The 14,894-nt window shown below is 65.1% G+C and carries 15 protein-coding genes; 7 read left to right on the forward strand and 8 right to left on the reverse strand.

Annotated features, from left to right (window positions below; translation table 11 throughout):
* Positions 1-173 precede the first annotated feature (173 nt).
* On the reverse strand, positions 174-809 hold the full coding sequence (locus tag ACHWUQ_RS11845) for an NAD(P)H-dependent oxidoreductase (RefSeq protein WP_312460440.1): 636 nt from the start codon (positions 807-809) through the stop codon (positions 174-176).
* A 193-nt stretch (positions 810-1,002) separates the two neighbouring features.
* On the opposite strand from ACHWUQ_RS11845, the gene ACHWUQ_RS11850 reads away from it, so the two are divergent.
* Both ACHWUQ_RS11850 and ACHWUQ_RS11855 read left to right on the forward strand, forming a co-directional pair.
* A complete protein-coding gene (locus ACHWUQ_RS11850) occupies positions 1,003-1,929 on the forward strand; it encodes a LysR family transcriptional regulator (RefSeq protein ID WP_239808774.1) in 927 nt (308 codons plus the stop codon).
* Between the two features lie 181 nt (positions 1,930-2,110).
* The gene (locus tag ACHWUQ_RS11855) at positions 2,111-2,797 is read left to right on the forward strand and encodes an RBBP9/YdeN family alpha/beta hydrolase (protein WP_394681245.1); all 687 of its coding nucleotides are present in this window, start codon (positions 2,111-2,113) and stop codon (positions 2,795-2,797) included.
* Positions 2,798-3,047: 250 nt separating this feature from the next.
* On the opposite strand, the gene ACHWUQ_RS11860 is transcribed toward ACHWUQ_RS11855, so the two are convergent.
* The 3 genes from ACHWUQ_RS11860 to ACHWUQ_RS11870 form a co-directional block, all read right to left on the reverse strand.
* Positions 3,048-3,245, reverse strand: a complete 198-nt coding sequence (locus ACHWUQ_RS11860; RefSeq protein ID WP_239808772.1) for a CsbD family protein — start codon at positions 3,243-3,245, stop codon at positions 3,048-3,050.
* Positions 3,246-3,418: 173 nt separating this feature from the next.
* The gene (locus ACHWUQ_RS11865; RefSeq protein ID WP_394681246.1) at positions 3,419-4,636 is read right to left on the reverse strand and encodes a GNAT family N-acetyltransferase; all 1,218 of its coding nucleotides are present in this window, start codon (positions 4,634-4,636) and stop codon (positions 3,419-3,421) included.
* Positions 4,637-4,679: 43 nt separating this feature from the next.
* Positions 4,680-5,753, reverse strand: coding sequence for a threonine aldolase family protein (locus tag ACHWUQ_RS11870; RefSeq protein ID WP_394681247.1), 1,074 nt, complete (start codon positions 5,751-5,753; stop codon positions 4,680-4,682).
* Between the two features lie 196 nt (positions 5,754-5,949).
* On the opposite strand from ACHWUQ_RS11870, the gene ACHWUQ_RS11875 reads away from it, so the two are divergent.
* From ACHWUQ_RS11875 to glnK, 3 genes are all read left to right on the forward strand, one after another.
* Positions 5,950-7,605, forward strand: coding sequence for an NAD+ synthase (locus ACHWUQ_RS11875; protein WP_394681248.1), 1,656 nt, complete (start codon positions 5,950-5,952; stop codon positions 7,603-7,605).
* A gap of 293 nt (positions 7,606-7,898) precedes the next feature.
* Complete coding sequence (locus ACHWUQ_RS11880; protein WP_394681249.1) at positions 7,899-9,356, forward strand: SulP family inorganic anion transporter; 1,458 nt, start codon at positions 7,899-7,901, stop codon at positions 9,354-9,356.
* Positions 9,357-9,488: 132 nt separating this feature from the next.
* Positions 9,489-9,827, forward strand: a complete 339-nt coding sequence (glnK, locus tag ACHWUQ_RS11885) for a P-II family nitrogen regulator (protein ID WP_116925027.1) — start codon at positions 9,489-9,491, stop codon at positions 9,825-9,827.
* Positions 9,828-9,911: 84 nt separating this feature from the next.
* On the opposite strand, the gene ACHWUQ_RS11890 is transcribed toward glnK, so the two are convergent.
* Entirely contained in the window at positions 9,912-10,526 is a 615-nt protein-coding gene (locus ACHWUQ_RS11890; RefSeq protein ID WP_312527151.1) for an XRE family transcriptional regulator, read from the reverse strand.
* 199 nt (positions 10,527-10,725) lie between these two features.
* On the opposite strand from ACHWUQ_RS11890, the gene ACHWUQ_RS11895 reads away from it, so the two are divergent.
* The gene (locus tag ACHWUQ_RS11895) at positions 10,726-11,676 is read left to right on the forward strand and encodes an ornithine cyclodeaminase family protein (protein WP_394681250.1); all 951 of its coding nucleotides are present in this window, start codon (positions 10,726-10,728) and stop codon (positions 11,674-11,676) included.
* A 68-nt stretch (positions 11,677-11,744) separates the two neighbouring features.
* Positions 11,745-13,040, forward strand: coding sequence for an MFS transporter (locus ACHWUQ_RS11900; RefSeq protein WP_394681251.1), 1,296 nt, complete (start codon positions 11,745-11,747; stop codon positions 13,038-13,040).
* Between the two features lie 110 nt (positions 13,041-13,150).
* On the opposite strand, the gene ACHWUQ_RS11905 is transcribed toward ACHWUQ_RS11900, so the two are convergent.
* The 3 genes from ACHWUQ_RS11905 to ACHWUQ_RS11915 form a co-directional block, all read right to left on the reverse strand.
* Positions 13,151-13,747: a TIGR00730 family Rossman fold protein gene (locus tag ACHWUQ_RS11905; RefSeq protein ID WP_394681252.1), complete on the reverse strand. Its 597-nt coding sequence runs from the start codon at positions 13,745-13,747 to the stop codon at positions 13,151-13,153.
* Complete coding sequence (locus tag ACHWUQ_RS11910; protein ID WP_312415344.1) at positions 13,744-14,190, reverse strand: diacylglycerol kinase; 447 nt, start codon at positions 14,188-14,190, stop codon at positions 13,744-13,746. The genes ACHWUQ_RS11905 and ACHWUQ_RS11910 overlap by 4 nt, the downstream gene beginning before the upstream one ends.
* 133 nt (positions 14,191-14,323) lie before the next feature.
* Positions 14,324-14,893, reverse strand: a complete 570-nt coding sequence (locus ACHWUQ_RS11915) for an RDD family protein (protein ID WP_394681253.1) — start codon at positions 14,891-14,893, stop codon at positions 14,324-14,326.
* Position 14,894: the final 1 nt, after the last annotated feature.

The raw sequence follows: 14,894 nt of genomic DNA on the forward strand, positions 1-14,894 counted from the left end.
CACAACTCCCTGCCATGGTCTGAACGCGGGCTCGGGCGATCCGCGTCCATCCCGCTTGGCGAGGGTTCTGCAAAGGATCCCTGGGCCCGTGACACTGGGTGGCAGGTGCCGGGCCGCAGCCGGAGAACGGGCGCGCTGGGCGCCCAGCCTCCGGCTGTTCAAGCGCCAGGCACTCAGGCCGCTACGGTCTGCTGCAGCGGCGTGGCCACGGCCTGGGCAATCTCTGCCTGGGCCTTGCTGATGGCAGCGGCGCGGGCTTCAGGGCCCATGGCCAGGCCTTCGGCGCGGGCGAAATGCACATCGGTGATGCCGATGAAGCCGAAGATGGTTTGCAGGTAGCTTTCCTGGTGCTCCATCGCGCGGCCGCCTTCGCTGGTGGAGTAGATGCCGCCGCGCGATTCGACCACGATCACTTTCTTGCCGCCGGCCAGGCCTTCAGGGCCGTTGGCGGTGTAGCGGAAGGTGCGGCCGCCTTGCAGCACACGGTCGATCCAGCTGCGCAGCTGGGTGGGGATGCTGAAGTTGTAGAAAGGCGCGCCAATGACCAGTACATCCGCTTCGAGCAACTGGCTCACCAGGGTTTCGGAGAGGGCATTTTGCGCACGCTCTGCTTCGGTCTTGGCCTCCTGGCCGGTGCGAAAGCCCAGCGCGTCGGCGCTCAGATGGGGTGGTGTGTTGACGGCCAGGTCCAGGTATTGAACCTGGGTGTTGGGATGCACGGCCACCCAGGCCTTGACGGCTTCGGCGCTCAGCTGGCGGGAGACGGAGTTGGCGCCCAGGATGGACGAATCGATATGCAGCAGTTTCATGGTCGGTCCTTCAAGCAGGTCATGGCTTTTGCTGCACTCGCAGCATTTTTGCCAGTGGACGAATTCTGTCACTCTGCGCGGGCCGGATTAAGGGGCGGAAGTGGGTTGGATTGTTCTATTTTTAGAACTATGATGGGCGAACTTTTTTGCCGTCTATCCGCCTGCGCAGACCGCGCTCACGCTGCCTCTCACGATGAAATACGACCTCAACGACATGTACTACTTTGCCGAAGTGGTCGAGCGCGGCGGCTTTGCTGCGGCAGGCCGCGCGCTGGGCGTGCCCAAGTCGCGGCTGTCGCGCCGCATTGCCGATCTGGAGGCACAGCTGGGCGTGCGGCTGCTGCAGCGCACGACGCGCCGGCTGTCCTTGACCGATGCGGGAGAGACCTTTTTGCGCCATGCCCAGACCGCCCGGGAGGCGGCGCAGAATGCCCAGGCCGAGATGGAACAGACCCAGCGCGAGCCCTCGGGCACGGTGCGGGTGTCCTGCCCGGTGACCCTGGCCCAGGGCGCGGTGGGCAAACTGCTGCCGGCGTTTTTGCGCACCTATGCCAAGGTGCGCATCGAGATGCTGGTGACCAACCGCACCATCAACCTGATCGAGGAGGGCATCGATGTCGCGCTGCGGGTGCGCGCCAACCTCAACGACAGCGGCAGCCTGGTGGTCAAGCGCCTGGGCATGACGCGCCAGCGCCTGGTGGCCAGCCCCGAGCTGCTGGCCGTGCACGGTGTGCCGCAAACCCCGCAGGACCTGGGCAGCAAGATCCCGACCATGTCGCTGACCAGTGCCGATGGCAACAGCACCTTGCAGCTGGTAGGCCCCGAAGGCGAGCATGTGACCATCCACCACCAGGCGCGCTATGTGGCCGATGACCTGGTGACCTTGAAGTACGCGGTGCTCGACGGCATCGGCGCCTGCTGGATGCCCGCAGCGATGGTGCGCGATGAGGTAGCCAATGGCGACCTGGTCGAATTGCTTGCGGGCTGGAGCATCCCCGAAGGCATTCTGCATGCGGCCTTCGTCTCGCGCCGCAATATGGCGCCAGCGCAGCGCGCGTTTCTGGACTTCATGGGCGAGAACCTGCCACTGCAGCGCATTGGCCAGGTCGATGGCACCTGAGGGCGCGGGTTCAGCACGTCCTGCCGTGGGCTGAACCCGTTCGGCGACGGCTGCAATACGTCTGCTTCGCTGGGGTCGGTCCATGGCCTTCCGGCGGAGGCTGGTTGGATATGATTTTTTGAAATAACAATACTCAAAAATAGTCGTTGTTGATCTAAGGTGCTGCTTTGACAATGCATCCATGTCTGGTGCCTGTCTTGTCACGCTCAACCCCTCCACTCCGCCCCGCCATGCGGCCATTGCGGCCGCCCACCTCAATGGCCAGCACCTTGTGCAGCCAGGCTGGCGCGGCGAAGCAGAGACGGGGGCTCCCGTCTCGGTGGTGATCGTGCCGGGTTGGCGCAACTCCGGCCCGGGCCACTGGCAAAGCCTATGGGCCGCGCGCATTGCGGGCGCCGTCCGGGTGGAGCAGGAGGACTGGCTGCAACCCCATCGCAGCCCCTGGGTTGCCAGTGTGGAGGAGGCCATTGCGGCCGCGCCGCACCCGGTCATCCTGGTGGCCCATTCGCTCGGCTGTATTGCCAGCGTGCATGCGGTGGAGCAACTGCGCAGCAAGCCGGCAGGGAGCATTGCCGGCGCCTTGTTTGTTGCGCCGGCCGATCCGGAGCGCCGTGCGCTGTTTGAGGACTTCACACCCGTGCCGGCCAGCCCGCTGCCCTTCGCCAGCATTGTGGCTGCCAGCAGCAACGACCCTTATTGCCCGATCCGCATGGCCAGCGCCTATGCCAAGAGCTGGGGCAGTACCTTTGTCCGCGTGCCCTCGGCCGGCCATATCAATGTGGAGTCCGGCCATGGCGAATGGCCACTGGGCTGGGCCTTGCTGGGCGCGCTGGCGGCCCTGGCGCCGGTGCAGGCGCATTCGGCCTGATTCGTCGCTGCCAGACCCCCTTTTTTAGCGTTGATGCCCGGCATGCCTCAGGGGCAGGCGCCGGCGCTGCTGGCGCTGCCTGCACTTGTGCTGCAGGCAAAAAAATGCCAGCAATGAATGCTGGCCAAGGAGGGGTTCGGTTGAATCAATAGGCTTATATTGCCTTAATTTGGACGCCCCGATGTCGGTAATTTGTATGAGTTAGTGACGTTCATCAAGGCCGTTGTTACACCCCGATGCGCGATGAGGCTCAGAGGCGCTTCTTGGCCGCGTCCGCGGCATCCTTCAAGGTCTCCTTCACATCACCGGCTTTCTTCTGGATTTCGCCTTCTGCTTCCAGTGCCTTGCCCTTGGCAATCTGGCTGGGGCTGTTGATGGCCTTGCCGACACCCGCTTGTGCTTCGCCTGCGAGGTCCTTGATCTTGCCTACGACTTGGTCCTTGTTCATGGTGTCACTCCTTGCTTGGTTGAGGTGTAGCCATTGTGCGCAGCCGCTGTGCCAGGCCTTGTCAGTGCAGCCTTGTGCTTGCTGTGCGGTATCGCCGACAACCGCAACGCACAGCTGACGGGCGACAAAATTAATTACAACTTGGGCAGGGTCCAATGGCGAGGGGGCCGGCCTTATTGTGGATGCTTGAGCGGGCTGTGGTCCTGCAGCGCGCGCTGGTATTCCGCCATGCCCTGTGATTCGCGCGCCAGGTAGCGCTCGACCGCCTGGGCAAAACCGGCATGGGCCAGCCAGTGGGCGCTGGGGGTGCGTACCGGCATCAGCGCACGGGCCATCTTGTGCTCGCCTTGCGCGCCGCCTTCAAAGCACTGCAGGCCCTGGCGTATGCACCATTCAATCGGCTGGTAGTAGCAGGCTTCAAAGTGCAGGCAGTCCACCCGCTCGATGGCTCCCCAGTAGCGCCCATAGGCGTGGCGCGGCCCTGTGCTTGGCGCGTCGATGGCGATCAGGCTGGCAGCGATGGGGCGGCCCTCGCGCTCGGCGATGAAGAGCAGCCAGTTCTCGGGCATCTGCGTGCGCATTGCGTCGAAAAAAGCCGGGGTCAGGTAGGGCGCGTTGCCATGCTCCAGATAGGTGCGCTCATAGCACTGGTAGAAGAAGTCCCAATCCGCTTCGCGGATCTGCGTGCCGCAGGCATGGCGAAACGTCACGCCGGCCGCCTGCACCTTGCGCCGCTCCTGGCGAATCTTCTTGCGCTTGTCCTGCTGCAGCCCGGCCAGGAAATCATCGAAGTCGGCGTAGGGCCGGGCATCGCCGGCCAGGACATCGCGGTTGTGCCAGTGGAACTGCACGTTCTCGCGCTGCATCAGCGCAATGTCTTGCGCCGCCTGCAGATCGGGCGCAGCGCCAAACAGCAGGTGCAGCGACGAGATCTCCTGCTCCCCGCAAAACTGGGCGGCGGCATGCAGCAGCGGGGCGCGCAAGCTGTCGTCGGCCACCAGCAGGCGGCTGCCGGGCACAGGTGTGAAGGGCACCGCGATGACCGCCTTGGGAAAGTAGTCCAGGCCATGCTCGGCATAGGCCCGCGCCCAGGCAAAGTCAAACACATACTCGCCGTAGGAATGGCTTTTGAGGTACATCGGGCAGGCGCCCACCAGCGCGCCGCCCTGCCACAGGCTCAGGTGGCAAGGCTGCCAGCCACTCTCTGCAGTAGCGCTGCCGCTGACCTCCAGCGCCTGCAGATAGGCGTGGCGCATGAAGGGGGTGGGGCGCTGCTGCATGGCCAGCAGCCCATCCCAGGCGGAGGCATCGAACTCCGCCATGCTGGGCAGAATGCGCAGCTCCAGACTGGGGCGGGGTGCGGGCGTGGGGTCGGCGGGCAGCGAGGTCATGGCCCGATTGTGGTCTGCCTGCCGCGCCACTGCACAGCGCAGGTTATGCGGCTTGGCGCTGGTGGCTGTGCACCAGGTCCATCAGCGCTGCGATCTCCTCGTCGGTGCTGGACCAGGAGGTGACAAAGCGCACCACCACCTCATCCGCCTGCAGCTGGGTACCTGCCGGCACGCTGCTGGCGTACCAGTCGGTGCAGCGCACGCCCTGGGCGCGCAGCTGTTCATACAGCGCGATGGGCATCAGCACAAACACTTCGTTAGCCTGGGTGGGCCAGCTTAGGCGCACGCCGGGCGTGGCGGCCAGCGCGGCAGACAGCTTGGACGCCATCGCATTGGCGTGGCGGGCCAGCTCCAGCCAGTGGCCGCCCTCCAGCCAGGCACAGAACTGCGCGCCGATGGTGCGGCTCTTGGAGACCAGCTGGCCACTGCGCTTGATGCGCAGCGAGAAGTTCTGGGCCAGTGCCGGGTCGAAGAACACGACCGCCTCGGCCATCAGCGCGCCGTTCTTGGAGGCACCCAGGCTCAGCACATCGACTCCGGCACGCCAGGTGATATCGCCGGGGTGGCACTGGAGCGCAGCGACGGCATTGGCCAGGCGCGCGCCATCCATGTGCACGCGCAGGCCAAGGGCATGCGCCTGGGTGGCCAGCGCGGCCATCTCCTGCGGCTGGTAGACGAGGCCGTTCTCGGTCACCTGGGAGATGCTCAGCGCGCTGATCACCATGTTGTGAGGAGCGTCATGGGGGGTGCGCGCCACAAAGGCGGCCAGGTCTTCGGCGCTGATCTTGCCGTTGTCCGTGGCCATCGGCAGCAGGCTGGCGCCGCCGGTGAACAGGGCGGGGGCGCTGTTCTCGTCGACCGCGATATGGGCCATGTGGTGGCAGACCACGGCGTTCCAGGGCTGGGCAATGGTGGACAGCGCCAGGCAGTTGGCCGCTGTGCCGGTGGTGACGAAGAACACTTTCACCGGGGTGCCAAAGGCCTCGCCCAGCATCTGCTCGGCGCGCTGGCTCCACTCGTCGTTGCCGTAGGCGGACTGGATGCCGCTGGCGGCCTCGACCAGGGTGTGCAGGATGCGGGGGGAGACGCCGGCTTGGTTGTCGCTGCCAAAGTTCATGGGACGCTGCAGGTAGTGGTGCAAAAGTCTGATTCTGCCCGCAAACTCCGGGACAGCGGTGCCGGATTGGCGGGTTTTGCGCGCCGCTGCGCAGGCCTTGTGGTTTGTAGGCTAGACTCTTTGGCTGCACCAGGCGCGGGCCTTGCCCACTCTCGTTGTGGCTCTGGTGCGCTGCCCCCTTGCCATCGAGTCATCCATGTCCCATTTTTCCATCGCAAGCGCCCAGCTGAACTTTATTGTGGGTGATATGCCGGGCAATGCCCGCAAGATCATTGATGCAGCGGCCCAGGCTGCCGCCCAGGGGGTGCAGCTGTTGCTGACGCCCGAGCTGGGCATTTGCGGCTATGCCGCCGAAGACCTGTTCCAGCGCCCCTCGTTCCTGGCGGCCTGCGATGCAGCGGTGGCGCAGGTGGTGCAGGCCAGCACGCAATGGCCGGATCTGACGGTGGTGCTGGGCCACCCGCAGGCAGCGCAGCATGCGGCCCACGGCCGCTGCTACAACGCCGCCAGCGTGGTGCGTGCCGGCCAGGTGGTCGCCAGCTACCGCAAGCAGCTGCTGCCCAACTACCGGGAATTTGACGAGACGCGCTACTTTGTCGAAGGCTCGCAGACCTGCGTCTTCGAGGTCGCAGACCATCGCATTGGCCTGCTGATCTGCGAAGACGCCTGGGCCAGCCAGCCCGCGCGTGCGGCCAAGGCGGCGGGCGCGCAGTTGCTGGCTGTCATCAATGCCTCGCCGTTCCAGATGGACAAGCCCGGCCACCGCGAGGCCTTGCTGGCCGAGCGCTGCCGCGAAACCGGCTTGCCGCTGGTCTATGCCCACCTGGTGGGCGGGCAGGACGAGCTGGTGTTCGATGGCCATTCCTTCGCGCTGAATGCCGATGGGCAGGTGGCTGCCCGCGCGCCGGGTTTTGACGAACATCTGCTGTCGGTGCAGGTGCAGGCTACGGCCACCGGTCTGCAACTGTCCGGCCCCGTGGCTGCGCCCGGTGATACCAACCAGCAGCTGTGGCAGGCCTTGGTGGTGGCGGTGCGCGACTACCTGGGCAAGACCGGCTTCCCCAGTGCGGTGCTGGGCCTGTCCGGCGGTATCGATTCGGCGCTGGTGCTGGCGATTGCGGTCGATGCGCTGGGGGCCGACAAGGTCCGCACCGTGATGATGCCGTCGCCGTACACGGCCGACATCAGCTGGATCGATGCGCGCGAGATGGCCGAGCGCCTGTCGGTGGCCTATGAAGAGATCTCAATTGCGCCGCAGTTCGAGGCCTTCAAGGCCGCATTGGCGCATGATTTTGCCGGCCGTGCCGAAGACACGACCGAGGAAAACCTGCAGGCCCGCATCCGTGGCACCTTGCTGATGGCGCTGTCGAACAAGTTTGGCTCCATCGTGCTGACCACCGGCAACAAGAGCGAGATGGCCACCGGCTACTGCACCTTGTACGGCGACATGGCGGGCGGCTTTGCGGTGCTGCGCGATGTGCCCAAGACCCGTGTGTTCGAGCTGGCGCGCTGGCGCAATGCCCATGACCCCTATGGCACCGGCCGCAACCCCATCCCCGAGCGCATCATCACCCGCCCGCCCAGTGCCGAGCTGCGCCCGGACCAGAAGGACCAGGACAGCCTGCCGCCCTATGAGGTGCTCGATGCGATCATCGAGCGCTACATGGAGCAGGATGCCGATATCGACAGCATCGTGGCCGCCGGCTACCCCCGCGCCGATGTGGAGCGGGTGGTGCGCCTGATCCGCATCAATGAATACAAGCGCCGCCAGGCCGCCGTGGGCCCGCGCCTGTCGGCCCGGGGTTTTGGCCGCGACTGGCGCTACCCCATCACCAACGGTTTCCGGGGTTGAGCGGCCAGGCTGCGCCCCACGCCTCGCCCATGCCCTTGATGCGCTGTGCCTGCCCAGCCCTCGCGCTTGCTGCGTGGCAGCTGGGGGCTGCGCGCTTTCAGAGCTTTGTGCGCGCGCGCATCGCACGCCTGGTGGCCACGCGCCAGTCGGGCTTTTCGCGGCGCCATCCGCCATAGCGCGGCCCGCCTTTCCTCGCTTTCGTTGATCGCGGCATCGCGCAGGCTGCCTGTGCTGCCGCATTTCCTCCGTCTTTTTTGGAGCAGTACCCGGCGCTGCCGGGTGCGCGCGTTGCCATGTCCCCTTTTCTTCATTATTTCCGCGCCCAGTGGGCGCCGAGCGTGCCGCGCGAGCTGATGGCCGGCGCGGTCGCCACGTTTGCGCTGATCCCCGAGGTCATCGCCTTTTCCTTTGTCGCCGGTGTCGATCCGTCGGTGGGGCTGTTTGCTTCCTTTGTCATCAGCATCGTGATTGCCTTTGCGGGTGGACGGCCGGCGATGGTATCGGCGGCTGCGGGCTCGGTGGCCCTGGTGGCCGCACCGCTGGTGCAGGCCCATGGCGTGCAGTACCTGTTTGCCGCCGGCCTGCTGGCCGGTGCCATGCAGATGCTGTTTGGCTGGCTGCGCCTGGGGGTGCTGCTGCGCTTTGTCTCGGGCTCGGTGCGCACCGGCTTTGTCAATGCACTGGCCATCCTTATTTTTGCGGCCCAGCTGCCGCATCTGGTGGGCGCCAATGGCGCCACCTGGGCCATGCTGGCGCTGGGCCTGGTGGTCATCTATGGCCTGCCGCGCATCAGCACGGCCATTCCGTCGCCGCTGATCTGCATCCTGGTGCTGACGGGCGTGGCCCATGCGCTGGACCTGCCGCTCAAGACCGTGGCGGACCTGGGCCGCTTGCCCGATACCTTGCCCCGCTGTGCGCTGCCCGATGTGCCGCTGTCCTGGCAGACCCTGCAGCTGATTGCGCTGCCGGCGCTGGCCATCGCAATGGTGGGCCTGCTCGAATCCTTGATGACCGCCAGCGTGGTCGATGAGCAGACCGACACGCCCAGCGCCAAGAACCGCGAATGCAGCGGGCTGGGCCTGGCCAACGTGGCGGCCAGCTGCTTTGGCGGCATTGCCGGCTGCGGCATGATCGGCCAGAGCGTGAGCAATGTGCGCTATGGCGGGCGTGGCCGGCTGTCCACCTTGTTTGCCGGTGCCTTTCTGCTGGGTTTGATGGTGCTGCTCAAGCCCTGGGTGGCGCAGGTGCCGGTGGTGGCGCTGGTCGCGGTCATGGTCATGGTGTCAGCCTCGACCCTGGACTGGGGATCGGCCCGCGCGCTGCTGAGGCATCCCAAGCTGTCGAGCCTCGTCATGCTGGCCACCGTGGTGGTCACCATCGCCACCCACAACCTGGCTGCCGGTGTGGCCGTGGGCGTGCTGCTCAGCGGGGTGTTCTTCATGTTCAAGGTGTCCGGGCTGCTGCAGGTGCAGCGCAGCGGCGAGGCCGGACTGGTCTATGCCGTGCGCGGCCAGGTGTTCTTTGCATCGGCAGATCTGCTCGTCGATGCCTTTGATGTGCGCGAGATCGAGGCCAGGCCGGTGCGCATCGACATGGCCCAGGCGCATCTCTGGGACATCACCGCAGTGCAGGCGCTCAGCAAGGTATGCGCGCGGCTGCGCAAGCATGGCAGCGTGGTGCAGGTGACGGGCCTCAATGCCCAGAGCCAGGCGCTGGCTGCCCGGCTGGATCTGCGCCTGGACGGGGCATAGCCAGCGCGCCATGCGACTGCTGCCGGAGATTTGGCCCTGGAGGTGCCGGCGGCGGAATCTTGACGCACAATAGCCCCAGTTGCTGCGCGCGTTGCCAGCGCAGCGTGTATATGCCCATCCCAGGAGAGCCTTATGAAAATGATTACCGCCGTTATCAAACCTTTCAAGATGGACGAGGTGCGTGAAGCTCTGGCGGATGTGGGCGTGACCGGTCTGACGGTCAGCGAAGTCAAGGGCTTTGGCCGCCAGAAGGGCCACACCGAGCTGTACCGGGGCGCCGAATATGTCGTGGACTTTCTGCCCAAGGTGAAGATTGAAGTCGCCGTGAAGGACGAGGACGTGGACCGCTGTGTGGACGCGATCGTCAATGCGGCCCGTACCGGCAAGATCGGTGACGGCAAGATTTTCGTCACCGAGATCGAGCGTGTGATCCGTATCCGTACCGGTGATCTGGACGAAGCGGCGGTCTGATCCAGACCGCACCCAAATCCGCAAAAGCGCCTGGGCAAGCCAGGCGCTTTTTTCATGCCTGCTGCCGGTTGCTGGGCAGCGGGTTCAGGGCTTGATCGTGGTGTGCGAGCAGATCCACAGCACCTGCGCATCCTCATCGCCGCCCGAGATGCAGGCATGGCCCATGACGCTGTCGAAATAGCAGGAGTCACCAGCGGCCAGCTCCAGCGGCGCATAGCTGTCGGTATGCACGACGACCGTGCCGCGCATCACGTAGAGCATCTCTTCGCCATCGTGGCTCAGCAACTGGGGAAAGGCGCTGCGCTCATGGGCCTTGATCGTGGTCAGCAACGGAATAAAGCGCTTGTCGGCCAGGTCGGCGTGCAGCAGCTCGTAGACGTACTGCGGCGTGGCATGCACCAGGCCTGCGCCGCTGCGGGTGACGCTGCGCCGGGCGCGCAGGCCCGTTTGTTGCAGCGGGCTGAACAGCTCGCCCACATCGACATCCAGCCCGCGCGCGAGCGCCGCAATCTTTTCATAGGTGGGGGAGAGCTGGCCGTGCTCGATCTTGGACAGTGCCGAGGCCGAGATGCCGCAGCGCTGGCTCAGCTGCTGCAAGGTCAGATCGGCGTTGCGCCGCAGCAGGCGCAATTTGGTGGCCAGCACATCGGTGGTGGCATCGGTGCCGGCGTTGTGGTGGGGCAGGGGGGCGTGGGGCATGGCAGGCTCTTGTGGTGCTCGCCAGTGTAGGGGTGCGTGCACTGGCCCGTGGCGCAGCGCAGCGCTGGCGGCCGCGTTTTAGGCCCAATTTTCGGGTAAACCCTAGATGAAAAGAGCTATTTCAAGAAATTTATTGTCTCAAACTGCATTAAATTTCTTATACGAAAATTAATCCTCTTTAGTAAATTTATCGCGCCGCATGCAAATCCTTGACTTCAGCCACACCACCCAGCATTTGCCGATGGCAGCCTTGATCGACAGTCTCGAACAGATGTTCATCGCGGGCTGCGAAGTGCCACTGCGCCACAACCACGCCATCGTGGGCGAGACCCGTACGGAAGACGGCATCATGCTGCTGATGCCCGCGTGGCAGACCGGCAAGCGCATTGGGGTCAAGACGGTATCGATCTTCCCCGGCAACCAGGCGCGCGGCCTGCCCGGTCTGCACTCGGTCTTCATCCTCTATGACGCAGCCACCGGCGCCCCGCTGGCGGTGCTGGATGGCGATGCCATCACCTCGCGCCGCACCGCTGCGGCATCGGCGCTGGCGGCGCGCTGGCTCAGCCGCCCTGATGCCCGCCGCTTGCTGGTGGCAGGCGCCGGCCGCGTGGCCAGCCTGTTGCCCGATGCCTACCGCTGCGTGCGCGATATCCAGGAAGTGCAGGTCTGGGACATCCGCCCCGAGGCTGCGCAAGCGATGGTCGAACGCCTGCAGGCGCAGGGCCTGCAGGCCTCGGTCGCCACCGACCTGGAGCAGGCGGCGCGCCAGGCCGACATCATCAGCTGCGCCACGTTGTCCACGGCACCGCTGGTGCGCGGCGAATGGCTGCAGCCCGGTGCCCATCTGGACCTGATCGGCAGCTTTACACCGGGGATGCGCGAGAGCGATGACGCCTGCTTTGCCCGCGCCACGGTCTTTGTCGATACCCCGGAAGCGCTGATGAAAGCCGGGGACATCCTCGATCCGATTGCCAGCGGCGCCTGGGAGCCGGGCCGCCTGGCCGCTACGTTGGAGCAGTTGTGCCGTGGCCAGCATGCGGGCCGCCGCAGCGCCGATGAGATCACCCTGTTCAAGGCCGTGGGCACGGCCCTGGAGGACCTGGCAGCCGCATCGCTGGCCTTTGACGCCTTTAGCGCCGCAGCCGCTTGATACCCGTGCCCGGGCGCTGTGCGGGCCGGGCTGCCCTTCATTTTTTTGCTATCTGATTCATTCCTTCCATGCGCACATCTTCGACCGGGCCCGCGGCGTCTGCGGCCACCAACAAGCGAGTACTGATTGCCAGTCTGATGGGAAGCTCCATCGAGTGGTTCGACTATTTCCTCTATGCGACCACGGCGGCGCTGGTGTTCGGGAAGGTGTTCTTCCCGACCTCGGACCCGGTCGTGGGACTGATGCTGTCGTATCTGACCTTCTCGTTGACCTTTTTCATCCGGCCGCTGGGCGGCTTTATCTTCTCGCACATCGGAGACCGCATCGGGCGCAAGAAGACCTTGGTGATCACCTTGTCGCTGATGGGTGGCGCCACCGTGCTGATCGGCCTGCTGCCGGGCCATGAACAGATTGGGATATGGGCGCCGATTCTGCTGATCGTGTTGCGCCTGGTGCAAGGCCTGGGCATTGGTGGCGAGTGGGGTGGCGCGCTGCTGCTGGCCTACGAGTATGCACCCAAGAACCGCAAGGGCCTGTTTGGCAGCGTGCCGCAGATGGGCGTAACCATCGGCATGGTGCTGGCGACCCTGGCCATTACCGTGATGAGCACCTTGCCCGATGACCAGTTCCTGGCCTGGGGCTGGCGCGTGCCTTTCCTGATGAGCGCCATCCTGGTGTTCCTGGGTCTGTGGATCCGCAAGGGCATTGATGAGACCCCCGCGTTCAAGCAGGCCAAGGCCAGCGGCAATGTGGCCAAGATCCCGCTGGTCGAAACCCTGCGCTACCACTGGCGCGCGGTTCTGGTGGCCGTCGCCATCAAGTTCGTGGAGACGGCGCCGTTCTATATCTTCTCGACCTTCATCGTCAGCTACGCGACGGCCACCTTGGGCTTTGAGCGGATCTCCGTGCTCAATGCGGTGACCATTGCGACCTTGGTCACGACGCTGATGATTCCGCTGATGGGGCGCCTGTCGGACAGCATGGGCCGCAAGCGCATGTTTGTGGCCGGCACCCTGGTGATGGCCGCCTTCACCTTTCCGTACTTCATGCTGCTCGAGCAGCGCACGATGACCAGCCTGGTCATCGCCACCGTCGTCGGCCTGGGTCTCGTCTGGGCACCCATCACCGCCGTGCTGGGCACCTTGTTCTCGGAGATTTTCTCGACCCGCGTGCGCTACACCGGCATCACCCTGGGCTACCAGATTGGCGCGGCGCTGGCTGGCGGCACTGCGCCCTTGCTGGCCACCTGGCTGCTCAATACCTACAACGGCTCCTGGGTGCCGGTGGCCTGGTACATCGTCGGCACGGCAGTGATCTCGCTGATCGGTATTGCGTTTGCAAAGACGGTGGCGGACAACGACTAAGCTCGCAGTCTCCAGCACCGCTGCTGCGTGAGTCCACAGCGCGGTGCTGATCCCGCAAAAGCAAAGCGGCCCGTCCAACGGGCCGCTTTTTCGTGTCTGCTGGGCGCTGCTTAGATCACTTCGCGCAGCGCATCGCTTTGCTGCGCCAGGCCGGCTTCTTCAACCAGCTGGGCCAGCAGGGCGGCATGGTTGTCACCGCTCTTGATCAGGCCCATCTGCCACTCATCCATAAAGCCCTGGCCTACGCATTGCTGCAGGAACTGCAGCATGCCGTCGTAATAGCCATTGGCGTTGAGGATGCCGATGGGCTTGTCGTGGTAGCCCAGCTGGCGCCAGGTCCAGATTTCGTAGAGCTCTTCAAAGGTGCCGATGCCGCCGGGAATGGCGATAAAGGCATTGCTGCGCTCGGCCATCATGGCCTTGCGCTCGTGCATGGTGGTGACCACATGCAGCTCATCGCAGAGCTCATTGGCCAGTTCGCGGTCAACCAGGGCCTTGGGGATCACGCCCACCACCCGGCCGCCGGCCTCGCGCGTGGCGCGGGCCACCGTGCCCATCAGGCCGGATTTGCCGCCGCCGTAAACCAGCTGGCCGCCGTGGCTGCCAATCCAGTGGCCCACCGCCTGGGCGGCCTCGCCAAAGGCTTCGAGCTTGCCAGGGCGCGAGCCGCAGTAAACGCACATCGAGAAGGAAGGGGAGTGGGTCATTTCAACAATCTTTCATACAACGCAGGCAGCCACACCGCCGCGCACAGCACCAGGGCCAGGAACACGGCGGCACTGCCCATGTCCTTGGCCTTCTTGGCCAGCACATGCCACTCAGGGCCAAAGCGGTCCATCGCCATTTCAATGCCGGTGTTGAGCAGCTCGGCGATCAGCACTAAAAAAACCGGAGTGATCAGCAAGGCCCAATCGCGCCAGTCCCGCGCCAGCCAAACGGACACGGGCAGCAGCACCAGGGCCAGTATCGCCTCCAGCCGGAACGCTTTTTCTCCCCAGCCCGCGCGCAGTCCTTGCAGCGAGTAACCGGCGGCATGCCAGACGCGGCGCAGGCCCGTGCGGCTTTTTTGCGGGTTGGCTGCAAGGGTGTCGGCCAGGCTGTACGGCGGCTGGGCAGGTTCTGCAGGGGGGCGGGGTTCGGGCAGGTTCATCGGATCAGGTCCAGGCGCTACAACAGATGGCGCACGGTCACGCTTATTATTGCACTGCAGCATTTGAATGCGGGCATCGCCTGCGATCCTGATGGTGCATCACGGCCAATCGCAGTGCCCCTCGGGCAGCCGTCTATACCGACGGGCCCGGTGCGGGCAGGGCTGAGGCTGCGCGATCGGCAGCGACCAGGCAGGTGCCCGCCAGCGCATCGTGCCAGAACTGGCCCTGCGGGTGCAAGCGGCTGGCCAGTGCCCAGAAGGCGATCCAGCCGGTCAGCAGTACCAGGATTTCAGACACCGGCAGCCCAAAGGGCATGCTGACCACCAGGGGCGGCAAGAACCACAACCAGCTGCAGACATAGCGCAGCAGCGCACGGCCTTGCGACAGCGGCTGGCCGCTGCGGCTGACGATGCGGATATGCCAGGTCTTCATCGCCAGCGTCTGGCCCTTGTGCCAGAACCAGGTGAAGTAGATGCCAAAGACGATGAACAGGAACAGCTGCAGACCATGGCGATTGTCCAGCCCATGGCGGGTCTGGCTGAGCGCACTGTAGAGGTAACCTGCGATGAACACGACGCCGAACATCAGCATGCCTTCGTACAACCAGCACGCCATGCGCCGCGCCAGGCGTGGCGCGCGCAACAGCGAAGGGGTGGCGGGCAAGCCAGGGTCTGGCGCTGTTGTGCGGGTGGAGGGCTGCATG

Source organism: uncultured Comamonas sp. (assembly GCF_964277875.1).
Classification (GTDB): Bacteria; Pseudomonadota; Gammaproteobacteria; order Burkholderiales; family Burkholderiaceae_C; genus Comamonas; species Comamonas sediminis.